Source organism: Streptomyces sp. NRRL WC-3618, from assembly GCF_001280005.1.
Lineage (GTDB): Bacteria > Actinomycetota > Actinomycetes > Streptomycetales > Streptomycetaceae > Streptomyces.
This window is the reverse complement of record NZ_LGDW01000029.1, coordinates 1-24138: the sequence shown is the minus strand read 5'-3', so window position 1 is coordinate 24138 and position 24138 is coordinate 1. Positions and strand designations below refer to the sequence as shown.

Sequence of the window (24138 nt, the reverse complement as noted above, 5' to 3'; positions counted from 1 at the left end):
GAACCCGCAGGGCCGATACTCCGTCGACCAGGCCCAACACGTCTTCTGTCTTTGGGTCTCGGCCCTGCTGATCACCTTGGTGTGACATCACCGGCGGGGCAGGGGGGCGACGCCCTTGGCGTCCTCCCCCTGCCACTGTCCTGGAACGGGAGCCAGGGAAATACGGCTGAACGTACTCAGCTCGCGGCGGAGCCGCTGGACCTTCGATGCTGCGCAGTGTGAGCTGCTGGGCAATCAGCGCGCGCAGGGCAGTGGAAGGGGGTTGAGCAGGGCTGTCGCTTCGGCGACGATCTGTGCGGCTTCCGGCCTGCCGAGCGCGCCGTAGCCGATGAGCACGGCGCCGGCCTCGGGAGAAGCCCTGCTCAGATCAGAGCACGACGTCGAGCCGAGCCGGGCGGCGGACCATGACCAGGCCCGGAGCGGGCTCACGGCGATAGCCGGGAGCGAGCCGCAGTTCGGGGAAGCGCTCCAGCAGCTGTTCCAGGACGACACGGGACTCCAACCGGGCCAGTGGTGCGCCGAGGCAGGTGTGGATGCCGTAGCCGAAGGTCATGGGAGTGGCCTGTCCCGCCGGGCGGTCGAGAGAGTAGTCCCCGGCGTCGGCGCCCCAGGCCCGATCGTCCCAGTTGGCCGACTGGAGGCTGACGGCCAGGCGGTCGCCGGGTTTGACGGGGCAGCCTGAGATCTCCCGCTCCTGCGTCACAGTGCGCAGAACGTACTGCAGGGGCGCATCGCGGCGCAGCGACTCCTCGATCGCCGTGGGGATGAGGGACCGGTCGGCGAGCAGCCGTTCCCAGTGGCCGCGGTCTGCCAGTAGTTCGTGGAGGAGGTTGGTGATCAGGCTGGCGGTGGTGTCCGTGGCGGCCAGGATCAGCTGGAGGGCGTGCATGACGGCCTCGGCGGGAGTGAGCGGCGGCTCGCCGTCAGCGGGGTGCGCGAGACCGTCCAGGACGCCCTCCCCGGTGGCCGGGGCGGCAGCCCGGGCGGCGAACTGCTCTCCGAGATAGCGGGTGAGTGCCACGAACTCCGGCATGTCGAGCGGCACCTGCGGGAGGATGCCGTCGATCGCGTCGGCCCATGTGTGCAGACGGTCCCAGTCCTCCTCCGGCAGACCGAGGAAGGCATACACCACCCGGGTCGGTACCCGACGGGCCAGGTCGTGGTAGATCTCGGCCTTCTGGCCGGGCTGCCACGCGTCGAGGATGTCGGTCACGATGTCGCGAACGCGTGGTTCCTGCTTGCGGAGCACGGCGGGAGCGAACCAGCGCCTGAGACGAGCGCGCAGTGCCGTGTGGTCGGGCGGGTCCAACGTGGTGATTATTGCCGCTGGCAGGTCGGCTGTCGTGGCACCGCCTTCCAGGGTGAAGTTGTCGACGGACGAGTACGCCTCATGGTCGGTGAGGACGTCCCATACGTCGTCGTGGCGGGTGAGGAAGTGCACGCCGGGGCGCGGCTGGGACACCGGGCAGCGGTCGCGGGCCTCGGCGAGCCGGGCCGCGGGATCGGCGTTGTGGGCGGGGTCGAGCGGGTCGTAGGGGGCGAGGTGCGGGAGGGTCATGGTCACGTCCTCACGTAGGGGTTGTCGCAGGGGCGGCAGGGGCTGGGGTCGGCGCTCCAGCTCCGAGGCGCTTGAGTTTGATGACGGGAAATCGATGATTGACGGCCACGGCGGTTGCCGTACCCCCGTCGTGGCGCCATCTCAGCAGCGTGCTGCGGTCGTCCACCGATCCGGCGAGGACTTCGGGGGTCCCGGTGAGGGGGAGTTCGCCGCTGATCTTGATATCGAGTCCGCACTGCTCGGTCCAGAAATAGGGGTCGGGCCGGTAGGGCCGCGCCGACTCCCCGTGCAGCAGGCTCGCCGCGGCCGCCCTGCCCTGCTCGACCGCGTTGGTCCAGTGGGGAGTCCGGCGCCCCTGGCGTGATACGACGTCTCCGGCCGCGACCATGCCGGGAGCGACGCGGCAGCAGGCGTCGGCGACGATGCCGCCGCCAGCGTCCAGGGCCAGGCCGGAGTCCCTGAGCCATTCGGTGTTGGGCACGTCGCCCGCCGCGCAGAGGATCACGTCGGCCTCCAGGACCGACTCCCCGCAGCGCACGCGGTGTTCGTCCAGTACGTCGACGCCGTCCGGCGAGACCCGGACCCGGATGCCGAGGTCACGGGCGGCCGCGACGACGAGATCGGCCAGCCACGGCCCGAGCAGCCTGAGCAGCGGCGGTACGAGGTCGACAACGGTGACCTCCAGGCCGAGGTCGCGACAGGTGCTGGCGACCTCCATGCCGAGGAAGCCACCGCCCAACACGATCGCGCTGCGGGCCGTGGTCAGCCTGGCGGCGAGGGCCGAGGCGTCGTCCAGGGTGCGCACCACCAGGTCGCTGTCGCCGGTGAGGCGGCGTGCCCGGGCACCGGTGGCGATCACCAGCCCGTCGTACGGGATGCGGTTGCCGTCGGCCGTGGTCACCAGACGGCCGTGCGTGTCGAGCCGCACGGCCCGTGCTCCGGTACGGAACTCGATGTCCTCGCTCGGGAGCGGCAGCAGAGCCGACTCCACCGACTCCCGGCCTGCCAGCACGCCTTTGGAGAGGGGCACGCGCGAGTAGGGCGGATGAGGCTCCTCGGAGAGCACGGTCACCTGGCCGTCATAGCCCTCGGTACGCAGGCTCTGCGCCGCCGTGACCGCGGCAATGGACCCACCGACCACGACGATCCGCCTCACGGCTGCACCTTCAACGCCGCGACGGGGCACACCCGAACGGCGGCCGCGACGACACTCTCGTACTCCGTGTCCACCTCGTCACGCGTCAGGTGCAACTCGCCCTCGTCGTCGAGCCGGAACACCTCGGGCGCGGTCTGTTCGCACAGTCCGTGGCCCTCGCAGCGGTCGAAGTCGACCACGATCCGGGTCATCGGGTTTCTCCTTCGTGGATACTTCCGGCTTCAGCCGGGGGAGGAAACGAAGCTCCTGCGGAGCAGGGCAGGAAAAGCCGGTTCGCCGCCAGGGCGGACCGGCGTTCACGTCCAACTACCTCTCATGTCCTTGGCGGACTCGTCCCGCATGGTCGTGCCGTTGAGTTTCAGGGGGACCTGGAGTTCGGACGGTCGGCGATGGAGTCGGCCGGGACGATCCACGGGCCGAGCGGGAGGTCCTTGGCGGCCCGCTTGTCCATGCTCGCCTCGATCTCGGCGCGTCCCAGCGCTCCAGGGGCGCGAGCCTGGTCGGTGCGGGCTTCACCCACTGCCGTACGCAGGTCGGGCACTTGGCCGTTCGTGGCCACGAGGCCCGGGAGCTTGGCCCCGCTCGGTGCCGAAAGGGTGCCGATGGCGAACGGTCCGGAGAAAGGGGTGAAAGGTGCCGACGCTGCTGCGATGTCACGGAAATGTCCCTCCCGTTTGCGCTGCCACTAATCTGGCCCCTGACTTCGGAAATGAGAAATCGATTCTCTGGATGATCTGATCCATCGGACAAATACAGGGGCGGGCGACGCTCAGCTATCTACGCATGCTTCAGGAGACTCCGTCACTGCGCGCCCGGCACTTCGAGAAGCAGCTCAGCTGGCAGGCGATGCTGGAGCCGGAGATCGCCCGGCGGCTGGGTGTTAGCCCCGACGAGCCGGAGGAGGTCGGGCCGAACGCGCTCTCCGGGGCGGCGCTCGCCTGTCTGGACGCGGCCGCGACGGGCTGGGTGGCCTGTGAGGGCACCGTTCCCCTGGCCGTACTGCTCAACCGGGCGATGGACACGCTGACGGAATAGCCCCGCCAAGGTGCCCTGCCTTGTGGAGCATCCTGGAGCCCCGGGGAAGGCAAGGGGACGGACCGCCTGACGTGGTGGTGTCGGATCCCAGCGATGCGTTGACCGATGGTCGTGGAGCGTAGGAGGGGTTGTTCTGCACTTCCCGATGAACGCTTGGCGTTCTGTGCCGGGGCGTGCGTCGGTCGGCCTGCTGTTTTGGGACAACGGCCGCCCCGGCCGGGCGCGGGCGCGGCTCCGCCGCGCGGTTCAGGAAGCGGTGTCGTGTGGCTCGCCGAGGCCGAGGAGTGCGGTGAAGCGGGCTTCGGCCCGGTCGATCTCACTGAGCTGAGTGAGGATCGAGCGGGGGGTGGAGTCACCGACCACCTTCTGCATCAGGGGGTGCGGTCCAGGATCGCGTCCCGGATCGGTTGCAGAGCGCGCGGCGCGTGATGGAAGACCTGCCCGAGGACATAGGCCTGCTGGGACTGCCGGGCGGTGTGCGGCTTGCGGGGGGCTTCGAAGGCGTCGAGTGCCTGGCGGACAGCGGCGTAGTCGCTCCACCTCGGCCAGGTGGCGGCCGATGAAGTAGCCGTCCTCGGTGGCCATACCGGCGCCGTACCCCGCGTACGGGGAGGTGGGGTGCGCGGCGTCGCCGACGAGAGTGGCGCCGCCCTTGGACCACTGCTTCAGCGGCTTGCGGTCGCGGATCAGGCGCGGCTCGCCCGGCCGTCCAGGGCGTTACTTGACGGCGATGGGATTCACCGGTGAGCCCACGGAACCGGTGATGGGCAGTGGTGCGGCGGTGAGCCAGAACTCGTACCGGCCGTCGACGGCGCAATGTGCGGCGAGGGCGTCGAGGTCCCACATCTCACCGATGAGCAGACCGATGTGAGGGATGGCGACCTGGTGCAGCGGCTGGAAGGCGTGGTCGAACTCGTTGGGCCGCACCTCGAAGCCCCAGGTGTCGGTGGCGATCCCGGCGATCTCGCTCCGGTGCGGCCAGCCGGCCGTACTGAAGCTCAGCCCCGGCGCCGGCCCGCCCGCGTAGTCGCCCCAGCCTTCGTGACGGGCGCGGGCCAGCCGCCCGGTGCGCACGAGGACCAGGTCGCCACGACCGACGGTCACGCCATGCGAGGCGGCGGTCGCGGTCAGGTGCTCCTCGGTGATGGCGAAGCCGTCGGGGAGTTCGCCGTCCTGGCCGATGACCAGGCCCACGTCGAGGAGGACAGCCCGCCCGGCGACGTGCGGAGCCATGTGCTCGATACCGGTGACCAGGTCGCCTTCGGAGGTGACGACCTTCTCCGCCGGGCGGCCGTTCCACGCCTTGCCGTGATCGAAGATGTGCCCGAGCCCGTCCCATTGGGTGGAGCACTGCAAGGGCATGGCGATCACGTCGTCGGCGCCGCCGAAACCGTGCGGGAAGCCCTGGCCGCACAGAGCGGCATCGGTGCCGGTGGCGAGCATCGTGTGCACCGGGTTCGTACGCCGCCGCCAGCCTTTCTGCGGGCCGTCCATGTCGAAGCTCTGTGACAAGGAGAAGCTGACGCCGTCGCGGATCAGGGCTGCGCCCTCGCGGCGCTTGGCCTCGTCAAGGAAGTTGAGCGTGCCGAGCACGTCGTCCTCGCCCCAGCGGCCCCAGTTCGAGTACGCCTTCGCGGCCTCGGCGATCGCCGCCTCGGGATCCGTACGGTCGATAGGGTCGGCGCTCATCGGGTTTCCTCCGCGACACAGCGGGTGCGCTGGGCGCCGAGCCCGGTGACCGAGCCGTCCATCACGTCGCCGTCGCGCAGCAGCCGGCCCAAATGGATGCCGTTACCGGCCGGGCTGCCGGTCAGAACCAGGTCGCCGGGGAGTAGTTGGGCGGTCTGGGAGATGTAGGAGACCAACCGTGCGACACCGAAGATCATGTCCTTGGTGGACTCGTCCTGCATGGTCTCGCCGTTGAGTTTCAGGGTGACCTGCAGGTCGGACGGGTCGGCGATGGAGCCGGCCGGGACGATCCACGGGCCGAGCGGGGTGAAGCCGGGGGCGTTCTTGCTGCGCAGCCAGTCGGTGCCGATCGGGGGCATGTCCCGGCGAAAGACGGTCGCGCGGTCGGTCAGGTCGTTGGCGATGGTGTAGCCCGCGACGTACTCCGGCGCCTCCTCCACGGTGACCTGGTAGGCGGGGCGGGAGATCACCGCGGCGAGTTCCAGTTCCCAGTCGGGCCTCTGGGCCCAAGCGGGCAGCACCACGTCGTCGTAGGGACCGCTGATCGTGGTCGGCAGGCCGATGAAGACGTACGGGAGGTCCTCGGCGGCCCGCTTGTCCATGACCGCCGCGACCTCGGCGCGGGCTTCGTCGACGGTGCCCGGGGCGTCCGGGGGGCGGTGTGCGACCGCCAGGTCGATCACGTGCTGCTGGTAGTTGGCGCCGGACTGGAAGATCTGCCGGGGCTCGACGGGCGCGTGCACCGCCAGGTCCGCCAGCGGCCGCCAGTCGCGCGTCGGGTCCCTGGCGAGGGTGTGCAGGCGGGGCAGCTCCTCGCCCCAGCGCTCCAGGAGCGCGAGCGTGGTCAGCGCGGTTCACCCAGTGCCGTACGCAGGTCGAGCACCTGGCAGTCCGGGGCCACGAGGCCCGGGAACCTGGTCTCGCCCGGTGCCGAAAGGGTGCCGATGGCGAACGATCCGGAGAAGGGGGTGAAGGGTGCCGACGCGGCTGCGGATGTCACGGAGATGTCCTCCCGATTGCGGTGCCACTAATCTGGCCCGTAACTTACGATCTGGGAAATCGATTCCTTGGATGATCCGAATCCATGGAACAAATAAATCTACGTTTTCCGCCTCCGCACTGGGACGTTCCGTGAACCTGGCAAGCCTGGACCTCAACCTTGTCGTCGCCCTGCGCGCTCTCCTGGAGGAGCGCAACGTCACCAGGGCGGGCCGACGCATCGGGCTCAGCCAGCCCGCCATGAGCGCCGCCCTGGCCCGGCTGCGTCACCACTTCGACGACGAGCTGCTCTCCCGGGCCGGCGGACGCTACGAACTGACCGCCCTCGGCCTGGCCCTCCTCGACCGCACCGCCACCGCCTGCGACCTGCTGGAGCGCCTCTTCACCAGCCAGGCCAACTTCGACCCGGCGCACGAGGAGCACGAGTTCACTCTGATCGCCTCCGACTACGCGGTGGCCGTCTTCGGCGCCGAACTCGTCCGCGCCATCCACGCCGAGGCACCAGGCATCCGAGTCCGGTTCAAACAGGCACCGATCGAACTCATCGACAACACCGGGGGACTGCTGAGCACCGCCGACGGACTGTTGATGCCACACGGCATCATCAGCGGCTTCCCCACGGTCGAGCTCTACCGGGACAGCTGGGTCTACCTCGTCGCCGACGACAACCCCGAGGTCGGCGAACACCTCACCCTCGACGACCTGGCCCGGCTGCCGTGGGTGACGTACCAGCGCACCTACGACGCACCCGCCGCCCGCCAGATCGGCATGCTCGGTATCGAGCCGCGCGTGGAGGTCTCCGTCGACAGCTTCCAACTGATGCCCCTCCTGGTCGCCGGCACTCGCCGGGTGGCCCTCATCCAGGGACGTCTCGCCGAGCGGCTGGACGGACTCGTCCCCGTTCGCGTCATGGAACCGCCCTACGACGCCGTGCCGCTCCAGGAAGCCATGTGGTGGCACCCGGTGCACACGCACGACGCGGCGCACATCTGGCTGCGCGAGACGGCGGCCCGGGTCGCCGAGGCCGTCAAGGCCGGGCGGCCCACGATCTCCAGTCCGCCGAGTTGAGGATGGGCTGGGCCCCAGACCAGGTCGGGTGCCTCTGACAAATCCTCTAGTGATCACCAGGTGGATGATGCGCTGACCTGGGGATCTAGTGATTGTTTCAGGATTTTTGCTGTGGTGTGGTGTGGCTCTGAGCTGGGGTTTCCGGTGAGCTTCGGGAGCCAGAGGGCTCTGAGGTGCAGGTTTAGTGATCGTTTCGGAATGTAGTGATCGGCTCGGGATTTTGTTATGGCTGCGTGGTCCGGGTAGCTGTGTTTTGCTGGTCACGGGTTGGTCTGGCGGATCGCGCCGGTGGCCGACTACGACGAGAAGCAAGGGCGCCGGCCGGGGGCGGGCCACCGGGGGCGCTGGACCGGCAGGCTGCCGTCGGCTCCTGCCTGCCGAAGCTCGCTACGTCCAACTCGCTGTCCAAACTGCGTGAACGGTGGAGGGATTCGATGTTCCGGGCGTTCGGGGCCTGCGTCGTCCACGGCTGAGTGAACGGGGACCGAAGTGTTTTGAGGGAGTTGTTGAAGGCTCTGAAGCCCGTTTCGGTGATCGTCGGCCGATCCTCAAAAAACGCCCTCCGGCACGGCTGTGCCCACGGAGACCTCCGCGACTCAGCCGTCCGGCAAACCTCATCACGACTCGCCCGCAGGTACGACGAAGCCGCCTGCCGGGCCCTCTGACGACCCCGCGGCCACGCCGACCACCAAGCCGAAGTCACCCTCGACAGCTCCGCCGGGCGTGGTGGTGCTCCGCGTTGCGGAGACGCGCCACCACGCGAGCAGCTGAATGAGCGGGCGCGGGGTCTTTGGGTCGCCCCGGCTGCTGGGTGACGGATCCGCCCGGTGACGGCGACCTGTCGGGCTCGGGATCTGCCGGGCGATCTTGATTTCTCCGGGACGGTTGGGCCGCAAGGCGATTCGACGCAAGCCCCGTCGAGAGGCTCGCGGAAGAACGCCGGCAGCTTCACCGTCTTCCGCGACGCCTGTTCACCCCTGCGCGTCAGGTGACCTGGGAGTCCACGAGTGTCGTTTCCGGCCGGCTCAGCTTTGCGTGCCGCGGATCGTGCCGCGGAAGCCGAGGGGGCTCTTGCCCGTGTGCCGGTGGAAGAACTTGCTGAAGTTGGTGGCGCTGGAGAAGCCGAGCTGCGCGGCGATCCGGGCGGCGGACTGGTCGCTGTGGGCAAGCAGCCGCTTGGCCTCCAGCAGGACGCGGCGGTCGATGAACTCCTTGGCGGTGACTCCGTCGGCCGCGAGCGTGGCGCGGGAGAGCGTGCGCGCCGAGTAGCCGAGGGCGTGGGCGTAGTCCTCGACGCGACGGACGCTGGCGAAGTCGCGGTCCACCGCGGCACGGAACCGCACATACGGCTCGCCCGGGTCAGGGGCCAGGCTGGCAGGGGCCTGGATGTGGGCGGCGCGCAGGACCAGCGCGCCGAGCAGCTGGCGCAGGATGAGCACGTGCGCCTCCAGCGGGACGCGGCCCAGGGCGTGGAACTCGTGCTCCAGGTGCGCGGACGCGATCTCCAGGGCTGAACGGTCCTCGCCGACGGGCGTGAGGAGCGGCGGCGCGTGCCGTTCGTCCAGGCCGGCCGCGGCCACTGTGGCCGGGTCGAGGAAGTCGCGCTCGAAGAGAATCAGAGTGCCCTCGGCTTTCTCGAGGTCGCCCCACTGCTGCACCTGGCCGGGACGCACCCACAGCCAGGCCCCCGGTTCGAGGGTGTAGCCGGTGAAGTCGACCGTGTGCCGCAGTCGGCCTTCGGACAGCGTGATCAGGTGGTGGAAGTCAGGGCGCTGGGGAAGCGTGATCCGCCCCTTGCCTAAACGGACCGGTGCCCGCTCGCGCAGGACCGCCAGGGAGAGCACCTCCACCCCAGCCGGTGTCCCCACGGGAGCAGCGAAACCGACATCAGGGATGCGTTTTCCTGCTCGGTGTCCAGTTCTGACCATCATGAGTCGCCAGCGTATCCGGGTCGCGCCGGATTTCGCTCCTACGTTTCTGGTGTGACCGCGGCGCACCACCGCGGCGGCCGCTGACAGGCAGACCAGATCCAAGGAGAGGACGACGTACCTCATGAAGACCGAACCCGCGAACCAGGAGCACGCCATCGGCCGAGCGCGGCTGACCTACGCCTTCGACGCCTACTGCGGCTGGTGCTACGGCTTCGGCCCGGCCCTGCACGACTTCGCCGCCGCCAACGCGGACCGGATCGAGCTGCGGGTGCTGTCCGGCGGCCTGTTCACCGGGTCGCGCGCCCTGCCGGTGGCGGCCTACCCGCACGTCCCCGGCGCCAACGAGCGCATCGGCCAGCTGACCGGCGTCACCTTCGGCGCCGGCTACCGCCGGGTGCTGGCCGAGGGCACCGTCGTGATGGACTCCGCCGACGCCGCCGCCGGCCTGGTCGCGCTGCGCAGCCAGCCGGGCGCGAACGCCCTCGAAGCCGGCGCGGCCATGCAGCGCGCCTGGTACCTCGACGGCCGCAGCCTCTCCGACGTGCAGGTCTACCGGGACATCGCGGCCGAGTTGGGGCTGGATCCGGACGCGGTGGCCGCGGCCTACGCGTCCCCCGCCGCTCGCGCCGAGGCGGAGGCCGACTTCCACCAGGTGCGCCGACTGGGCGTCGACAGCTACCCGACGCTCCTGCTGCACACCGCACACGGCACCGACCGCATGGGCGGCCCCGTCGCCTCGGCCGACGCCCTCACCCGCGCGCTGGACCAGCACCTGGCCGCCACCGCCGCCTGAGCCTGCTGCGCTCCCCGCGGCCCAGCCGGGCATGGCCATGTACTGGAACGTGTTGAGGGCGACGGCGGCCAGACCGGACGCCCCCTCCGGAGTGATGCCACCGACGCGGGCCCACTGGTCCCACATCACATCCCCCGTCAGCCAGGCAAGAATCTCCGGCTCCTCCGGGGCGCACCGCATCAGCGCCTCGAGGACGACCGTCGCTCTCGTACAGGTGCGCACGGCGTGGCACAGGTCCTGGTCGCCAGCCCTTTCGACGGTGCGCACGATGCCGGAGATGCCCTGAGCAAGGGGATGCTGCAGCAGGTCGGATCCGGCGAGTTCGGCCTCCCGGTGCTCCTCACGAATGCGCGCGATCGCCTCGGTGTGGTCCGGCATGGCCCGTTCCAGCGCTTCCAGCAGGTCCTCGATCGCGATGTCGGCGCCGCCACCGAGGAGCAGCCGGGCACCGAAGTCCATCAGGGACCAGTGAAAGATGCTCGGGAGGGCGGCCGCCCGCGGGCGGGGCAGTTCCAGCCCGACCTCGGCAGCGTGGGCGCGCAGAGTTGCGTCCAGGTCGCGCCGAGGCCCACGGCGGTTCGTCCCCCTCCTGGCAGCAGCGTCCTGGCGGGCCTGGAAGGCCCGGTTGGAGTTCCCGGTGGGGACCTTCTCAATTCCCGCGCGTGCCAGCGGTCGCTTCAGCACCGTGACGAGGGCCGCCCGCAGCCGCTGGGCGCTGTCCGGGGTGTCGTCGACAGCCCAGAAGACCCACCCCCACCAACCGATGCTGCGGCCAGCCCGCGCGTTGCTTGCCAACCACACGGCCCTGCCCATGATCAGGGGCCGAATCGTGCGGGAGTCGGGATCGAACCAGGCCGATGCCTTGGGGAGCCAGCCCTGTCGCTGCCAGCGCTCCACCTGCATCGCGGTGGCTTCGCACCCGTGCTCCTTGATGGCTCTGACCAGGGCAAGGTGGGCGGTGGACGGTTTCGTGCGGGCCATGGTCAATTCCTCCGGTCCTGGCTGCCGATGGTGAGGACGGAGTACAGAGTGACCGCAGTTCCCAGAGCGTTAGCCCATGCCTCGCTCTGCGCGGCTGCGGCGGCCGCGGCCGCCACCAGGAGCAGGACGAACAGGCGCGGGCTGTCGCCTCCGCCGGGGGCGGGCAGGTTGGTGTTCACGTACGTGGTCCCTTTCTGAGGTCCTTCTGCCGGATGCCCGGCAGGCAGCCCCGCCCGCAGGAATCCGGGGCGGTGCTGCCCCTCTATGGGCCCACGCACCCTCACACAAAGCGCGGGAAACCTCGCGGGGTTGCCCTCCCGCCACGGCGCTTCCGCTCCACGCGCAGGGCCCTGACCAGGGGGGGAATCCGGTCACGTCGGGAGTGCTCCTGAAAAGCAAAAGGCCCCCGGGGGGCGGCGATCACGGGCCGGTCCACGGGGAGGTGGCCCACGGCGGGGTCCAGGCCTCCGAGCGCGGCCCGAGGGAGGAGGCAACGACAACCGACCCGCGCCTGCCTACGACGCGCCCGACGCGTTGCGAGACATGACGTCGGGGAGTTCGTCGGATGTGGTGGCCCAGCGGTCTTCCGGGAACAACGGGTCGTATCGTCGAATCACAGCTGCAGGGCCCGGTCCTCGGCCCAAGAAGAGGTGCCGACACCCCTTGCCACGGGCCGCGATCCCGCCACGGGGTACAGCACTTCAACTGGCCGTGCCGGACCCCGGTCAGTAGCCCCCGCCCAGCCCCCCGACGGGTGCCGCGGTCCAGCACGGTGTCGTGAGCCCTCGCTGCCCCGACAAGCCAAGGACTGCCGTGCCCACCTCTGCCCTCAGCCCCCATGCGCCGTTGCAGACCGGCGCCGCAACGGCCCGTCACGCCCACGCCGCCAGCCAGACCGTCACGCGCTCCGCGGCCCTCGACGACTTCGACGCGGTGAACGAGCTCCACGAGCGCTGTTCACTCCAGACGCGCTTCGCCCGCTACCTGGCCGCTCGACGATCGCTGTCCCTCTCCGAATTCGTCCACCTGACGCGTCCCGACCGCAGTCTCACCTGGGTCACGCATCCCAAGGACATTCCGGACAAGATCATCGCGACCATGAACCTGGTCCGTACGGCCGAGGCCAATGCAGCCGAGCTCGGCATCATGATCGAGGACGCCTGGCAGAGCCGGGGCCTGGGTACCTCATTGGTGCAATTTGCGCGCACTCAGGCCCGCGGCTTCGGCTGCTCTTCGATCGTCGTCCTGACCAGCTCGGACAACGTGCGCGTGCTCAAGATCATGAGGTCGCTCGGCCGGCTGGCCGTCCAAGGGTCGACCGTCGACTTCACGGTCTGCGTGGGGTAGTGCGATGCGCCTCACCGCGTCTGAAGCACCACTGAGTCTCAACCGGCGACGGTACGCGCCTTGCCGTCCAGGAGAAGGCCAGCAGCGGTGAGTTCGACGACGTCGCGGTCCAGGGGTGCGCTTCGCTCGAGAAACTGGGGCAGAACGGCGACGAGGCGATGTTCGTTTCGAAGGCGGAGATCAGCTTCACGTACAACACGGCCTCCACGCTCGGCGAGGAACTGCATAGCGACCGCCCCTCGGTCCTCTCCAGCAAGCTGCGTGAACTGTTCGGCGCCTACACGTCATGCCCCACCTACTCGATGACGGCGGGTACAACTCCTATCGAGGTGAAGGTCGCCAAGTCGGCCACGCCGAAGATCGGGGACGAGCAATTCGCGTACACCTCGACACTGGAACTGCCCTCCGGCGCGAAGGTGCTCAAGTCCCGCACCGGTTCGGCCAACACGCGGTGCCGCTGGTCAAGAGCCCGCAGAAGCGTGCGTGTGCGGTATTCGACCAGGTAGTGCGAGCGCAGTCAGAAGGCCCCGAGCACCGGCCGGGTCAGCTCGGCCGCCGACCCGGTGAAGCCCGCGTCGGCGAGTTCACGGACGGCGCGGCGCAGCGTGTAGAAGAAGCTGTTGGCCGTTCCCGGCTTGGCGATCGGGCCGTTCGGATGGACTGCGGCCACCAGCCCCTCGGCGAGATCGGCCGCCAGTACCGGGTTGGGCAGGTCCCCGATCGTGAGCACGTAGGTCTCGTGTCCGGGCAGCGACAGCCTCAGCGACAACGGGTCGCGGATCACTTCGGCGGGCATCGGACCGCCTCCTCGAACTCGGCGTCGGCCTCGGTGAGCGAGGCCGGATCGACGTCGTCGCGGGCCTTCTCCCAGGCCGCCCGGTAGATGCGGTGCACGTCCAGGCGCTTCAGGTGAATTTCCGTGGTCAGCACGCTGGAATGGCCCAACAGGTCCCGCAGGATCAGCAGCGGATCGGCCTTCAGCAGATAGAGCGCGAGCCCGGCGGCGTCACCCGTCGCCAGGGCGAGCTGGGCGGCCTGCCGGTAGTGGCCCTCCACCAGTCTCTCCAGCGTGGCCATGGCGAACGAGTGCCTGCATCGGGGCGGGGCGACGTCCGGGAAGCGCGGCTCGAAGCGTTCGCGGATCCGGCGGGCGGTGCGACGGAACAGCGTCCCGCAGTCCACGAACGGAGCAGTTCAAAGCCCAGTCAGTAGCATCACGGAGGGATCTGCACCGCCGCCGCCGAGCGTTGAGCTCAGTGCCAACTGTCCCGCTTTTGTGCCAGCTAAAAGCCTCGTCACAACACGTCTCAGCGCCGTACCCTCGGCATCCCCAGCCCGATCCACGAGATGATCTCCCGCTGGATCTCGTTGTTACCGCCCCCGAAGGTGAAGATCACCGCGGAGCGGTACCCACGTTCCAGTTCGCCGTGGAGTACCTCGCCGGCCGAGCCCTCCTTGAGGGCGCCCGGGGTGGCGACGATCTCCAGGAGCCAGGCGTAGGCCTCGCGGCGGGCCTCGGAGCCGTAGACCTTGACGGCGGAGGCGTCCTGGGGGGTGAGGGTGCCTTCCTGGACGGCGTTCACCATCTGCCAGTTGAGGAGTTTCATCGCGTCGAGCTTGGTGTGGATCTGCGCCAGGCGCCGGCGGACCCACGGCAGGTCGACGACGCGGCGGCCGTCGGCGAGTTTCGTCTCCATCGCCCAGCGCTGTACGTCGTGCAGGGAGCGGATGGCCATCGTGCCGTGGGCGGCGAGGGTGACGCGCTCGTGGTTGAGCTGGTTGGTGATCAGCCGCCAGCCCTGGTTCTCCTCACCGACGCGGTGGGCGACGGGGACCCGGACGTTCTCGTAGTAGCTGGCCGTGGTGTCGTGCGAGGCGAGGGTGCGGATGAGGGTGCAGGAGTAACCGGGGTCGGTGGTCGGCATGAGCAGCATGGTGATGCCCTTGTGCGGCAGGGCGTCCGGGTCCGTGCGCACGGCGAGCCACACCCAGTCGGCCGTGTCGCCGTTCGTCGTCCAGATCTTCTGGCCGTTGACGATGTAGGAGTCGCCGTCGCGTACCGCCCGTGTCTTCAGGGCGGCCAGGTCGGTGCCCGCCTCCGGCTCGCTGTAGCCGATCGCGAAGTCGATCTCACCGGCGAGGATCTTCGGCAGGAAGTACGACTTCTGCTCGTCGGTGCCGTACCGCATGATCGTCGGGCCGACGGTGTTGAGCGCCATGAGCGGCAGTGGTACGCCCGCCTGGGCGGCCTCGTCGAAGAAGATGAACTGTTCCATCGGGGTCAGCCCGCGTCCCCCGTACTCCTCGGGCCAGCCGACGCCGAGCCAGCGGTCGGCGCCGAGGCGGCGGATGGTCTCGCGGTAGAAGCGCTTCTGGGCAACATGGTCGCTGAACCGCGAGTAGGCGCGGTCCGGCACCAACTCGGCGAAGTAGGTGCGCAGTTCGGTGCGCAGTCGCTGCTGCTCGGGCGAGTATTCGAGATGCACGGCGCCTCCTGCTGGCTCCCCAGGGCCGGTCCTGTCGGCGCACACGGTAGAACGTGTTCCAGGAATTGGGAATGGCGGTGCGCATACGGGTCCGCACACACCTTGAGGGGGTCCCGGATGTCCGGGACCCCCTCAAGGCAGTGCGACGAACCGCTCAGTGCGCCACGGGAGTTGCCTGCGGCTCGGCACCACTCGCGCCGACGGCCGCTGCCGTCCTCGGAGTGAGCAGCCGCTCCGCCATCAGCCCGAAGACCAGGCCGAACGCGGTCCACATCGTCGCCTGGATGCCGAGCGTGGCCACCCGGTAGCGCCACAGCAGGCTCGCGGAGAAACCTGCCGGGACCTCGTTGGTGAACGAGGGCAGAAACGCGTACGCCAGTCCGACAACCAGGACGAAGAAGGCGCTCGCGGCGAGGGTCGCGTTCCAGTTGCCCAGGCGCGGCGCGAGACGCTTGCCCAGGATGACCGCGCCGACGGCCAGCAGCACGCTCAGCGCGACCATCAGGAAGAACAGCGCGGTGCGCTGGTCGAGGGTGTCAGGGTTGCCGACGGCGGGCGGGTTCGCCGGATACTTGAGGAACGGCACGACGTACACGGCGAGCAGGCCGGCCCCCGCGAGGAGCAGCGCGGTCGCGCGCGGCCCGAAGCGGCCGATCCGGCCGAGCGCGAAGCAGTACGCGAGGGCCGCGATACCGCCGAACGCCACGCCGTACACGAGGACGCCGGTCCCCAGACCAACGGTGGACTGCAACGCGCGGGACACGAGGGCCTGTTCGGCGTGCCCGTGGTGGGCCTCGTGCATCTCCTCGAACGCGATCGCGTCGTCGACGAGCGGCTCGGCGAAGAGGTACGCGACGACCCAGACGAGCACACCGGCCACCAGGCCCGCGAGCATGCCGCGGACCAGGAGGCCTCGTACAGTTGCGGAGTTCATGAGCTCGTACGTTTCCCTGTCGTCGTCAGTGGCAGGGGAAGCCGAGCAGGTGACGGGCGTCGTGCACCCACTCGTGCACGCCCTCGCCGGAGACGACGGAGGTGGCGCCCTGTTCGGCGCCGACGAAGTAGAGCAGCACCAGCATCAGCACGCCGAAGAAGACCGCCCAGGGGGCGATCGCACCGATCGGCAGCTTTGCGGGTACGGCGGTGGGAGCAGCGGTCGGCTGGATCGCGGACTGGGCCATGACAGGACCTCCTGGGGGAACTCGCGTCCCGTATCGGTGGTGCGGAGGACGACAGTCACGGGTCTGACTTGCCCCCGGGCCGCACCAGGCGGGTGCGTACGGGGCTTACAGTGGCGCGACCGTGCCGGATTCTCACCGGCTTCCGTCGAACCGTCGTCAATATCGACGAGAACTTACCGTGAAGCGGGGCCGCGGCCAAGGGCGCACGGGGCGGCGTACGGTGCGCCGGTACGCCCTACGCTGCCTCAAGTTCCGTACATGACAACGACATTGGGGCAGAATGAGCGCGGGAGCGACTGGATGACAAGCCGAGTGATGTTGATCTCACCGGCGATCAGCGCCGCCCTGCGGGAGGCCCGTTTCGACGACGACTGCCCGCTGGACGCGTCGGGTCTGCGGCTCGCCAGGGCCGCTGCGGGGACGCTCCCGCCGGTCTCCGCGGTCTGGGTCTCCCCCACCGCACGCTGCCGTGAGACGGCTGAGGCGCTGGGCCTCGACGCCGGCTCCCTGGACGGTCCTGGGGGCCTGGACGTGGGCCGCTGGCGCGGCGCGACGCTCACCGAGGTGACGGAGCGGGAACCGGAGGCGCTGGCCCAGTGGCTGACGGACCCTCGGTCGGGCCCGCACGGCGGTGAGTCGGTGCACGCGTTGTGCGAGCGGGTCTTCCGCTGGCTGGACGACTCGGTGGCGCGAGTCGCGGGCCGGTCGGTCGCGGTCGTCGAACCGGAGGTCGTGCGAGCTGCGACAGTGCGGGCTCTGGGGGCGCCCGAGTCGGCGTTCTGGCGGATCGACGTTCCGCCGCTGACGGCAACGGAGTTGAGCGGCCGGGCGGGGCGCTGGAACGTGCGGGCGGGGTGGCAACTGGGGGCCCCGCACGCGGAGTAGGGACCTATCCGCCGTCGCGCCCCGTCTCCGGGGTGTTGAGCGTCCACGCGAAGTCCGCGCACGCCTGTGCGCACTCGCGGCACGCCTTCGCCGCGTCCTCGCCACCGGGGTGGTCGTCGAAAACCTGGGCGGTTTCCAGGCAGACCGTGCCACACCAGTCCAGTTGGGCACGGAGGGCGGCCTCGTCCAGGTCCGACTGTTCCGAGAGCAGCCGGCACGTCGCGTCGCACACCTCCGCGCAGAGGATGCCCTTGCGGCGCGCGAGAGCCTCGGGGGCGGGCCCGTCCGGGTCCGCCAGGCTCGCGCGCAGCGCGCACGCCCGCGCGCACTCGGTGCACGCCTGGGCACAGGCGAAACGGTCCTCGAGGAATCGGAAGAGTTCCTGTTGCGCAATCGAAGGGGTCACATCGTTCGGGTTGCCTCGGCCGGGCCCGCCAAACCCCTTGCCTCAGCTGTCGTAGTCGACCGTCAGTGTCTCCGAGACGGGGAACGACTGACAGGTCAGGACGTAGCCCGCGGCGACCTCGGCGGGTTCGAGGGCGTAGTTGCGGCGCATGTCCGCCTCTCCCGAGGTGACCAGCGCCCGGCAGGTGCCGCAGACGCCGCCCTTGCAGGCGAACGGCAGGTCCGGGCGGGTGCGCGCGGCGCCGTCCAGGACGGTCGCCTCCCGGGACAGGGCGGTCGTGGTGGAACGGCCGTCCAGGGTGATCGTGACCCGGCTCACCGGGCCCTCCACCACCGCGTCCGCGTGCTCGACCTGGCGCAGCGGCTGGTCGTCGGCGTAGAAGAGTTCCTGGTGGACGCGCTCGGCGGGGACGCCCAGTTCCGCCAGCAGTTTCTGCGCGTCGCGGACCATGCCGTGCGGTCCGCACAGCCACCAGTGGTCGGTGCCCGGGACGTCGACGAGGCCGGCGAGCAGCGCGGCGAGCCGTTCGGCGTCGAGGCGCCCCGACAGCAGTTCGGCCTCGCGGGGTTCGCGCGACAGTACGTGCCCGAGCTGGAATCGCGTGCGGTACAGGTCCTTCAGGTCCGCCAGTTCGTCCGCGAACATCACGGTGTCCGTACGGCGGTTGCCGTACAGGAGGGTGACCTGTGAGCGGTCGTCGGCGGCCAGAACCGATTCGGCGATCGACATCATCGGGGTGATGCCGGAGCCCGCGGCGATCAGGACATGGCGGCCGGTGGCGGTCAGGTCAGGGGTGAAGGCGCCGGTCGGTGTCATCACGTCGAGCACGTCCCCGGGGCGCACGCCGTCGACCAGCCAGGACGAGAACAGGCCGCCGGGCACCACCCGTACGCCGATACGGGGCTGTTCGCCGACCGGGGCGCAGATCGAGTACGACCGCCGCTCCTCGCGCCCCTCGAACTGCCGGCGCAGGGTGAGCGACTGGCCCGGCGTGAAGGCGTACTCCTCGGCCAGGTCCGCCGGCACCTCGAAGGCGATGGTGACCGCGTCCGCGCACAGTCGTCGTACGTCGGCGACCTTCAAAGCGTGGAAGACCGGGCGGCGGCGTACCGGAACGGCGGTCGGGGCGGTGGGCGCGGCCATCAGATCTCCTTGACGTACTCGAACGGCTCGCGGCAGGCCTGGCAGCGCCACAGGGCCTTGCAGGACGTGGCTGCGAAGCGGGAGGTCTCCTCAGTGTCCGGCGAGCCGCAGCGGGGGCAGGGCACCGTGCGCCGGGTGGGCAGGAGGGAGAGGACGACCGGGCCGTGGGGTGCGGCGACGGGCGGGGCGATGCCGTGCTCGGTGAGCTTGCGGCGGCCGGATTCGGTGATCCAGTCGCTGCTCCAGGGCGGGTCGAGGACCGTGCGGATCTCCACGCGCGCGTACCCCGCCGCCCGCAGCCGGGCGGCGACGGCGGCGCGCATCTCCGCCATCGCCGGGCAGCCCGAGTAGGTCGGGGTCAGGCTCGCCACCACTGTCCCGTCGCCGGTCATCTCCACGTCCCGCAGGACTCCGAGGTCGGCCAGGGTCAGCATGGGCAGCTCGGGGTCCGGCACCCGCTCGGCGATGCCTCGGGCGCGCCGGACGTCCTCGATCGCGGTCACGGTCACCATGTCGCCTCCGGGTGGGCGCGGGCCACGCTCTGCAACTCGGCGAGCAGCGGGGCGAGATGCTCGGTGTGCTGCCCGCCGCGTCCGGAGCCGCCCGCCGTTGGGACGGACGGCATGGGCAGCCCGGCGGCTTCGGTGACCTGCCGCAGCACCTCGACGACCTCGCCCTGGACGTCGTACGCCGTGAACAACTCGCCGAGATACGGGGCGACCTGGTCCAGGGCCGCGCGCATCCGTCGGTGCGACTCGTCGGTGCCGTCGCCGAGCCGGACGGCCCACTCGGCCGCGTACTGCCGGTGGTACGTCAGCTCCTTGACGGCCTTCGCGGCGATCGCGGCGAGCACCGGATCGCGGTGCTCGGCGAGCCGTTCGAGGTGCGCGAGCCGCCAGCTGGACAGCACCAGCAGCCGCGTGATCGAGAACGCGAAGTCCCCGATGGGCAGTTCGGCCAGGCGTACGTTGCGGAAATCGTCGGCGTCCCGGAAGTAGGCGTACGCGTCCTCGCCGCGCCCGGTGCCGTCGACCTGGCCCGCGCGCGCGTACAGCAGCCGGGCCTGGCCGAGCAGGTCGAGGCCGATGTTGGCGAGCGCGACCTCCTCCTCCAGCTCGGGGGCGCGGGTGCACCACTGGGCCAGCCGCTGGGCCGACACCAGGGCGTCGTCGGCCAGTTCGACACAGGTCGCGGCCAGCTCCCCGGCGTCGACGCCGTCGGGCACGGAGGTGTCGACGCCGTACAGCGGGTCCTCGAAGCCGGTGCCGAAGGCCCAGCGGGCGTCGCTGCCGTCGTCGTGGCCCTCGGCGAGGGAGAGATAGACGTGGTCGTCGTCGTGGTCGTGCTCGTGCTCGGTGGCGCTCTCGCTGCCGCTCATGTGCGGTGCTCCTCCCCCCGGGCTAGATGTGCGGGACGTCGTCGGGGATGTCGTAGAAGGTCGGGTGGCGGTAGACCTTGTCGGCGCTGGGGGCGAAGAAGGGGTCCTTCTCGTCGCGCGAGGAGGCGGCGATGTGCTCGGAGCGCACCACCCAGATGCTCACGCCTTCGTTGCGCCGGGTGTACAGGTCGCGCGCGTGGGTGAGTGCCATCCGGTCGTCGGCCGCGTGCAGCGAGCCGACGTGTACGTGGTTCAGCCCGCGCTTGCCGCGCACGAACACCTCGTACAGCGGCCACTCGCCCGACACTTTGTCGCTCATGCCACTGCCTCCTTCGCGGCCCGCGCGCGCTGCCTCGCGGCGTGGGCGGTGGCCGCCTCGCGCACCCAGGCGCCCTCTTCATGTGCGGTACGACGCCGTGCGACCCGTTCGGTGTTGCGGGGGCCGCCGCCCTTGATGACGCGCGTCAGCTCGTCCCAGTCCGGGGTGCCGAAGTCGTGGTGCCCGCGCTCCTCGTTCCAGCGCAGTTCCGGGTCGGGCAGGGTCACGCCGAGCTTGTCGGCCTGCGGGACGGTCATGTCGACGAAGCGCTGGCGCAGTTCGTCGTTGGTGTGCCGCTTGATCTTCCAGGCCATGGACTGCGCGGAGTTGGGCGAGGCGTCGTCGGGCGGGCCGAACATCATCAGCGAGGGCCACCACCAGCGGTCGACGGCGTCCTGGACCATGGCGCGCTGGTCCGTCGTACCGCGCATCATCGTCATCAGCAGCTCGTACCCCTGCCGTTGGTGGAAGGACTCCTCCTTGCAGATGCGCACCATCGCGCGCGCGTACGGCCCGTACGAACTGCGGCACAGGGGCACCTGGTTGCAGATCGCCGCGCCGTCCACGAACCAGCCGATCACGCCGACGTCGGCGAAGCTCGGCGTCGGGTAGTTGAAGATCGACGAGTACTTCTGGCGGCCCTCGATGAGCCGCTCGGTGAGGTCCGCGCGGTCGGCGCCGAGTGTCTCGGCGGCGGAGTACAGGTACAGCCCGTGTCCGGCCTCGTCCTGGACCTTCGCGAAGAGGATGGCCTTGCGGCGCAGCGAGGGCGCGCGCGTGATCCAGTCACCCTCCGGCTGCATGCCGATGATCTCCGAGTGCGCGTGCTGGGCGATCTGCCGGACCAGCGTCTTCCGGTAGCCCTCGGGCATCCAGTCGCGCGGCTCGATCCGGCGGTCCCGCGCGATCGTCGCCTTGAAGTGCTGTTCGAGCAGCCCATCGCCGTCCAGCCCGGCACTGTCCGTGTCCGAGGCGGCGGAGTGTGTCGTCGTCATCGATACCCGCTCCCCAACCGACCATTCGTTCGGTACCAGTGTGACGGCTTTTTCCCGCCCGCACAAGCCTTGCCGGCATCGCCGGGATCCTGATTCAGGGTGCGGCCATGGGCGGCGCGCGAGGTCGAGGGTTGCCGCCCGACGGTTGGACCAGCCCTCCCGTCAGTGCGACTCCCGGCTCACCTCCGAGCCGCTGGAGCCGATCAGGAAGTCCAGGTCGGCGCCCGTGTCGGCCTGCTGGACGTGGTCGACGTACAAGCGCTCCCAGCCGCGCCGGGGGTTGGCGAAGCCTGTGAGCGTGGCCTGGTTCGGGGTCCTGCGGGCGAGTTCGTCGGCGGGTACGTCGACGTCGAGGCGCCGGGCCGCCACGTCCAGGTCGATGACGTCACCGGTACGGACGAGGGCGAGGGGGCCGCCGGCCGCCGCCTCCGGGGCCACGTGCAGGACGACGGTGCCGTAGGCGGTGCCGCTCATCCGGCCGTCGCAGACCCGGACCATGTCACGCACGCCCTGTTCCAGCAGCTTCTTCGGCAGCGGCATGTTGGACACCTCGGGCATGCCCGGGTAGCCCTTGGGGCCGCAGCCGCGCAGCACGAGCACGGAGTCGGCGTCCACGTCGAGATCCGGGTCGTCGATGCGGGCGTGGAAGTCCTCGATCGAGTCGAAGACGACGGCCCGGCCCCGGTGACGCAGCAGGTGCGGTGAGGCCGCCGCCGGCTTGACGAGCGCTCCGTCGGGGGCGATGTTGCCGCGCAGGACCGCGATACCGCCCTCCGCGACCAGCGGCTTCGCGCGCGTGCGGATGACCTCCGCGTCCCAGATCGGCGCGTCGTCGAGATGGTCCACCAGCGGCTGTCCGGTGACCGTGAGCGCGTCGGGATCGAGCAGGTCGCGCACCTCCCGCAGAACAGCGGACAGGCCCCCGGCGCGGTGGAAGTCCTCCATCAGGAAGCGGCCGGCCGGCTGAAGGTCCACCAGGACGGGGACGCGGGAGCCGATCCGGTCGAAGTCGTCGAGCGACAGGGGGACGCCCAGGCGGCCGGCGATGGCCAGCAGGTGGACGACGGCGTTGGTGGACCCGCCGATGGCGGCCAGGGCGACGATCGCGTTGTGGAAGGACGCCTGGGTCAGGAAGGTGGCCGGGCGGCGGTCGGCGGCGACCATGTCCACCGCCAGTCCGCCAGTGCCGTGGGCGGCCTCCAGCAGTCGGCTGTCGGGCGCCGGAGTACCGGCCACCCCCGGCACGACCGTGCCCAGGGCCTCGGCGACCAGGGCCATCGTCGAGGCGGTGCCCATGGTGTTGCAGTGCCCCCGGCTGCGGATCATCGCCGACTCGGAGCGGGTGAACTGCTCCTGGGAGAGCGTGCCGGCCCGCACCTCCTCCGACAGCCGCCACACGTCGGTGCCGCAGCCCAGCGGCGTCCCCCGGAAGGTCCCGGTCAGCATCGGTCCGCCGGGCACGACGACCGCGGGCAGGTCCACCGAGGCGGCGGCCATGAGGAGCGAGGGAATCGTCTTGTCGCAGCCGCCCAGCAGCACGACACCGTCGATCGGGTTGGCCCGCAGCATCTCCTCCGTGGCCATCGCCGCCATGTTCCGCCACAGCATGGCGGTGGGCCGCACCTGCGTCTCGCCGAGCGACACCACGGGCAGGTCCAGCGGGATGCCCCCGGCTTCGTACACACCGTTGCGGACGGAGGCCGCGACCTCGTTCAGGTGCGCGTTGCAGGGGGTCAGGTCCGAGGCCGTGTTGGCGATGGCGATCTGCGGCCGGCCGGTGAAGGCGTCGTCCGGTGCGCCCCGGCGCATCCAGGCCCGGTGGATGTAGGCGTTGCGCCCCTGCCCCTCGTACCACTGCGCGCTGCGAAGCTTCACGGTCGACCTTTCCAGCAATTGGTACGGTGGTCTATTCTTCGGAATATCATGGAGCATAGGCAGACACATGGCGGCGCGTCAGCCCCCGTGCGTGAGGAAGCCGCCGGTGGCGACGGTGACGCGGCGCGTCTCGTCGGGTCGGACCGGGTGCTCGCCGTCCTCAAGGAGCTGGCGCGCTATCCCGAGGGCGTGGGCCTCGAGGAGCTGACCCAGGTGATCGGCAGCCCCAAACCGACGGTGCACCGGGCGCTGGTGGCGCTGCGCCGGGCCGGGCTGGCCGACCAGGGCGCCCGCGGTCACTATGTGCTCGGCGACGAGTTCCTGCGGATGGCCTTCGCCCACCACGAGGAACGCCCCGAGCACGTCCGCATACGTCCGGTACTGGAGGCGCTGGCAGACCGGTTCGGCGAGACGGCGCACTACGCGGTCCTCGACGGCCGTGAGGTCGTCTACCGCGCCAAGGTCGATCCGCCGGCCGGCGCCGTCCGTCTGACGTCGACGGTGGGCGGCCGCAACCCCGCCCACGCCACCGGTGTCGGAAAGGCGCTGCTCGCCCACGAGTTGGCGACCGTGGCCGAGGTCGAGGCCTGGATAGGCGACTCGCCCCTGGCCCCCCGCACACCCCGGACCCTGTGCACGGCCGCCGACCTGTACGGCGATCTGCGGGCCGTCCGCGAGCGGGGTCACGCAGTGGACGACCAGGAGAACGAGCCCGGCGTCAACTGCCTCTCCCTGCCCGTGTACGCGACCTCGCCGACGACACCCTCCGGCGCCGTGAGCGTCAGCGCCCTCACGTACCGCACGCCGCTGCACACCCTGGTCGACGCGGTCGACGAGATACGGGAGTTGCTCGGCCCACTGGCGCGGCCGCACCGATGACGACAGCCCCAGGCAGCCCGCCAACCCCCACCCC

The 24138-nt window shown here is 70.3% G+C and carries 26 protein-coding genes, 3 pseudogenes and 1 riboswitch; of the genes and pseudogenes, 7 read left to right on the top strand and 22 right to left on the bottom strand.

The genetic code is table 11. From position 1 onward, the window contains the following. Window positions 1-367: 367 nt before the first annotated feature. From ADL01_RS05065 to ADL01_RS47665, 4 genes and pseudogenes are all read right to left on the bottom strand, one after another. Window positions 368-1558: a cytochrome P450 gene (locus tag ADL01_RS05065; RefSeq protein WP_053740670.1), complete on the bottom strand. Its 1191-nt coding sequence runs from the start codon at window positions 1556-1558 to the stop codon at window positions 368-370. 10 nt (window positions 1559-1568) lie between these two features. Next, on the bottom strand, window positions 1569-2714 hold the full coding sequence (locus ADL01_RS05060; protein ID WP_053740669.1) for an NAD(P)/FAD-dependent oxidoreductase: 1146 nt from the start codon (window positions 2712-2714) through the stop codon (window positions 1569-1571). After that, window positions 2711-2905 carry a ferredoxin gene (locus tag ADL01_RS05055; protein WP_053740668.1) on the bottom strand — a complete coding sequence of 65 codons (195 nt, stop codon included), beginning with the start codon at window positions 2903-2905 and terminating at the stop codon, window positions 2711-2713. Before ADL01_RS05055 ends, ADL01_RS05060 begins: the two co-directional genes overlap by 4 nt. Window positions 2906-3028: 123 nt before the next feature. After that, a pseudogene (locus tag ADL01_RS47665) lies at window positions 3029-3144 on the bottom strand (fumarylacetoacetate hydrolase family protein); the annotation flags it as partial. A 353-nt stretch (window positions 3145-3497) separates the two neighbouring features. On the opposite strand from ADL01_RS47665, the gene ADL01_RS05045 reads away from it, so the two are divergent. After that, on the top strand, window positions 3498-3749 hold the full coding sequence (locus ADL01_RS05045; RefSeq protein WP_159049455.1) for a hypothetical protein: 252 nt from the start codon (window positions 3498-3500) through the stop codon (window positions 3747-3749). Between the two features lie 246 nt (window positions 3750-3995). On the opposite strand, the gene ADL01_RS47155 is transcribed toward ADL01_RS05045, so the two are convergent. The 4 genes and pseudogenes from ADL01_RS47155 to ADL01_RS05035 form a co-directional block, all read right to left on the bottom strand. Continuing rightward, window positions 3996-4121, bottom strand: coding sequence for a hypothetical protein (locus ADL01_RS47155; protein ID WP_267889897.1), 126 nt, complete (start codon window positions 4119-4121; stop codon window positions 3996-3998). Window positions 4122-4292: 171 nt separating this feature from the next. Then, window positions 4293-4418, bottom strand: a pseudogene (locus ADL01_RS47150) (FAD-dependent oxidoreductase); the annotation flags it as partial. Window positions 4419-4466: 48 nt separating this feature from the next. Beyond that, window positions 4467-5438, bottom strand: a complete 972-nt coding sequence (locus tag ADL01_RS05040) for a cyclase family protein (protein ID WP_053740666.1) — start codon at window positions 5436-5438, stop codon at window positions 4467-4469. Further along, window positions 5435-6444: pseudogene (locus ADL01_RS05035) on the bottom strand (fumarylacetoacetate hydrolase family protein). The gene ADL01_RS05040 and the pseudogene ADL01_RS05035 overlap by 4 nt, the downstream one beginning before the upstream one ends. A gap of 125 nt (window positions 6445-6569) precedes the next feature. Between ADL01_RS05035 and ADL01_RS05030 the strand changes: the two are divergent. Beyond that, window positions 6570-7505 (top strand): LysR family transcriptional regulator, encoded by a 936-nt coding sequence (locus ADL01_RS05030; RefSeq protein WP_053740665.1) that lies wholly within the window; start codon window positions 6570-6572, stop codon window positions 7503-7505. Window positions 7506-8530: 1025 nt separating this feature from the next. Here ADL01_RS05030 and ADL01_RS05025 read toward each other — a convergent pair. Then, window positions 8531-9433, bottom strand: a complete 903-nt coding sequence (locus ADL01_RS05025) for a helix-turn-helix domain-containing protein (protein ID WP_053740673.1) — start codon at window positions 9431-9433, stop codon at window positions 8531-8533. 124 nt (window positions 9434-9557) lie between these two features. On the opposite strand from ADL01_RS05025, the gene ADL01_RS05020 reads away from it, so the two are divergent. Next, the gene (locus ADL01_RS05020) at window positions 9558-10229 is read left to right on the top strand and encodes a DsbA family protein (protein ID WP_053740664.1); all 672 of its coding nucleotides are present in this window, start codon (window positions 9558-9560) and stop codon (window positions 10227-10229) included. Window positions 10230-11212: 983 nt separating this feature from the next. On the opposite strand, the gene ADL01_RS44500 is transcribed toward ADL01_RS05020, so the two are convergent. Continuing rightward, window positions 11213-11389 carry a hypothetical protein gene (locus ADL01_RS44500; RefSeq protein ID WP_159049454.1) on the bottom strand — a complete coding sequence of 59 codons (177 nt, stop codon included), beginning with the start codon at window positions 11387-11389 and terminating at the stop codon, window positions 11213-11215. A 667-nt stretch (window positions 11390-12056) separates the two neighbouring features. Between ADL01_RS44500 and ADL01_RS05010 the strand changes: the two genes are divergently transcribed. Both ADL01_RS05010 and ADL01_RS05005 read left to right on the top strand, forming a co-directional pair. Beyond that, window positions 12057-12557: a GNAT family N-acetyltransferase gene (locus ADL01_RS05010; protein ID WP_053740672.1), complete on the top strand. Its 501-nt coding sequence runs from the start codon at window positions 12057-12059 to the stop codon at window positions 12555-12557. Window positions 12558-12715: 158 nt separating this feature from the next. Further along, window positions 12716-13063 carry a hypothetical protein gene (locus ADL01_RS05005; protein WP_053740662.1) on the top strand — a complete coding sequence of 116 codons (348 nt, stop codon included), beginning with the start codon at window positions 12716-12718 and terminating at the stop codon, window positions 13061-13063. An 11-nt stretch (window positions 13064-13074) separates the two neighbouring features. Here the strand turns inward: ADL01_RS05005 and ADL01_RS05000 are convergent, their stop codons facing one another. The 5 genes from ADL01_RS05000 to ADL01_RS04980 form a co-directional block, all read right to left on the bottom strand. Then, window positions 13075-13353 (bottom strand): hypothetical protein, encoded by a 279-nt coding sequence (locus ADL01_RS05000; protein ID WP_053740661.1) that lies wholly within the window; start codon window positions 13351-13353, stop codon window positions 13075-13077. Next, complete coding sequence (locus ADL01_RS04995) at window positions 13338-13739, bottom strand: hypothetical protein (RefSeq protein ID WP_053740660.1); 402 nt, start codon at window positions 13737-13739, stop codon at window positions 13338-13340. The genes ADL01_RS05000 and ADL01_RS04995 overlap by 16 nt, the downstream gene beginning before the upstream one ends. Window positions 13740-13864: 125 nt before the next feature. Further along, window positions 13865-15043, bottom strand: coding sequence for an acyl-CoA dehydrogenase family protein (locus ADL01_RS04990; RefSeq protein ID WP_053740659.1), 1179 nt, complete (start codon window positions 15041-15043; stop codon window positions 13865-13867). Between the two features lie 154 nt (window positions 15044-15197). Beyond that, the gene (locus ADL01_RS04985) at window positions 15198-15977 is read right to left on the bottom strand and encodes a CbtA family protein (RefSeq protein ID WP_053740658.1); all 780 of its coding nucleotides are present in this window, start codon (window positions 15975-15977) and stop codon (window positions 15198-15200) included. 25 nt (window positions 15978-16002) lie between these two features. Then, window positions 16003-16224 (bottom strand): CbtB domain-containing protein, encoded by a 222-nt coding sequence (locus ADL01_RS04980; protein ID WP_053740657.1) that lies wholly within the window; start codon window positions 16222-16224, stop codon window positions 16003-16005. Between the two features lie 61 nt (window positions 16225-16285). Further along, window positions 16286-16368, bottom strand: a riboswitch (cobalamin riboswitch). A 156-nt stretch (window positions 16369-16524) separates the two neighbouring features. On the opposite strand from ADL01_RS04980, the gene ADL01_RS04975 reads away from it, so the two are divergent. Beyond that, window positions 16525-17109 (top strand): histidine phosphatase family protein, encoded by a 585-nt coding sequence (locus tag ADL01_RS04975; RefSeq protein ID WP_053740656.1) that lies wholly within the window; start codon window positions 16525-16527, stop codon window positions 17107-17109. A 4-nt stretch (window positions 17110-17113) separates the two neighbouring features. On the opposite strand, the gene ADL01_RS04970 is transcribed toward ADL01_RS04975, so the two are convergent. The 7 genes from ADL01_RS04970 to ADL01_RS04940 form a co-directional block, all read right to left on the bottom strand. Further along, entirely contained in the window at window positions 17114-17515 is a 402-nt protein-coding gene (locus tag ADL01_RS04970) for a ferredoxin (protein WP_053740655.1), read from the bottom strand. Window positions 17516-17557: 42 nt separating this feature from the next. Continuing rightward, complete coding sequence (paaE, locus tag ADL01_RS04965) at window positions 17558-18658, bottom strand: 1,2-phenylacetyl-CoA epoxidase subunit PaaE (protein WP_053740654.1); 1101 nt, start codon at window positions 18656-18658, stop codon at window positions 17558-17560. Continuing rightward, window positions 18658-19170, bottom strand: coding sequence for a 1,2-phenylacetyl-CoA epoxidase subunit PaaD (gene paaD / locus ADL01_RS04960; protein ID WP_053740653.1), 513 nt, complete (start codon window positions 19168-19170; stop codon window positions 18658-18660). Before paaD ends, paaE begins: the two co-directional genes overlap by 1 nt. Beyond that, the gene (paaC, locus tag ADL01_RS04955; protein ID WP_053740652.1) at window positions 19164-20036 is read right to left on the bottom strand and encodes a 1,2-phenylacetyl-CoA epoxidase subunit PaaC; all 873 of its coding nucleotides are present in this window, start codon (window positions 20034-20036) and stop codon (window positions 19164-19166) included. Before paaC ends, paaD begins: the two co-directional genes overlap by 7 nt. Before the next feature lie 22 nt (window positions 20037-20058). After that, the gene (gene paaB, locus ADL01_RS04950; RefSeq protein ID WP_078960327.1) at window positions 20059-20355 is read right to left on the bottom strand and encodes a 1,2-phenylacetyl-CoA epoxidase subunit PaaB; all 297 of its coding nucleotides are present in this window, start codon (window positions 20353-20355) and stop codon (window positions 20059-20061) included. Beyond that, a complete protein-coding gene (gene paaA / locus ADL01_RS04945; RefSeq protein WP_053740651.1) occupies window positions 20352-21350 on the bottom strand; it encodes a 1,2-phenylacetyl-CoA epoxidase subunit PaaA in 999 nt (332 codons plus the stop codon). Before paaA ends, paaB begins: the two co-directional genes overlap by 4 nt. Before the next feature lie 162 nt (window positions 21351-21512). Next, window positions 21513-23225 carry an IlvD/Edd family dehydratase gene (locus ADL01_RS04940; RefSeq protein WP_053740650.1) on the bottom strand — a complete coding sequence of 571 codons (1713 nt, stop codon included), beginning with the start codon at window positions 23223-23225 and terminating at the stop codon, window positions 21513-21515. Between the two features lie 48 nt (window positions 23226-23273). Here ADL01_RS04940 and ADL01_RS04935 point away from each other — a divergent pair, with 48 nt between their 5' ends. After that, window positions 23274-24104, top strand: a complete 831-nt coding sequence (locus ADL01_RS04935) for an IclR family transcriptional regulator (protein WP_053740649.1) — start codon at window positions 23274-23276, stop codon at window positions 24102-24104. The last annotated feature ends 34 nt before the right edge of the window (window positions 24105-24138 follow it).

Bases quoted from the DNA above. Each gene is read 5' to 3' on its own strand.
- ADL01_RS05065 (WP_053740670.1), bottom strand. From the start codon at position 1,558: ATGACCCTCCCGCACCTCGCCCCCTACGACCCGCTCGACCCCGCCCAC.
- ADL01_RS05055 (WP_053740668.1), bottom strand. From the start codon at position 2,905: ATGACCCGGATCGTGGTCGACTTCGACCGCTGCGAGGGCCACGGACTG.
- ADL01_RS05045 (WP_159049455.1), top strand. From the start codon at position 3,498: ATGCTTCAGGAGACTCCGTCACTGCGCGCCCGGCACTTCGAGAAGCAG.
- ADL01_RS47155 (WP_267889897.1), bottom strand. From the start codon at position 4,121: ATGCAGAAGGTGGTCGGTGACTCCACCCCCCGCTCGATCCTCACTCAG.
- ADL01_RS05040 (WP_053740666.1), bottom strand. From the start codon at position 5,438: ATGAGCGCCGACCCTATCGACCGTACGGATCCCGAGGCGGCGATCGCC.
- ADL01_RS05025 (WP_053740673.1), bottom strand. From the start codon at position 9,433: ATGGTCAGAACTGGACACCGAGCAGGAAAACGCATCCCTGATGTCGGT.
- ADL01_RS05020 (WP_053740664.1), top strand. From the start codon at position 9,558: ATGAAGACCGAACCCGCGAACCAGGAGCACGCCATCGGCCGAGCGCGG.
- ADL01_RS05005 (WP_053740662.1), top strand. From the start codon at position 12,716: ATGTTCGTTTCGAAGGCGGAGATCAGCTTCACGTACAACACGGCCTCC.
- ADL01_RS05000 (WP_053740661.1), bottom strand. From the start codon at position 13,353: ATGCCCGCCGAAGTGATCCGCGACCCGTTGTCGCTGAGGCTGTCGCTG.
- ADL01_RS04985 (WP_053740658.1), bottom strand. From the start codon at position 15,977: ATGAACTCCGCAACTGTACGAGGCCTCCTGGTCCGCGGCATGCTCGCG.
- ADL01_RS04980 (WP_053740657.1), bottom strand. From the start codon at position 16,224: ATGGCCCAGTCCGCGATCCAGCCGACCGCTGCTCCCACCGCCGTACCC.
- ADL01_RS04975 (WP_053740656.1), top strand. From the start codon at position 16,525: ATGACAAGCCGAGTGATGTTGATCTCACCGGCGATCAGCGCCGCCCTG.
- paaE (WP_053740654.1), bottom strand. From the start codon at position 18,658: ATGGCCGCGCCCACCGCCCCGACCGCCGTTCCGGTACGCCGCCGCCCG.
- paaD (WP_053740653.1), bottom strand. From the start codon at position 19,170: ATGGTGACCGTGACCGCGATCGAGGACGTCCGGCGCGCCCGAGGCATC.
- paaC (WP_053740652.1), bottom strand. From the start codon at position 20,036: ATGAGCGGCAGCGAGAGCGCCACCGAGCACGAGCACGACCACGACGAC.
- paaB (WP_078960327.1), bottom strand. From the start codon at position 20,355: ATGAGCGACAAAGTGTCGGGCGAGTGGCCGCTGTACGAGGTGTTCGTG.
- paaA (WP_053740651.1), bottom strand. From the start codon at position 21,350: ATGACGACGACACACTCCGCCGCCTCGGACACGGACAGTGCCGGGCTG.
- ADL01_RS04935 (WP_053740649.1), top strand. From the start codon at position 23,274: ATGGAGCATAGGCAGACACATGGCGGCGCGTCAGCCCCCGTGCGTGAG.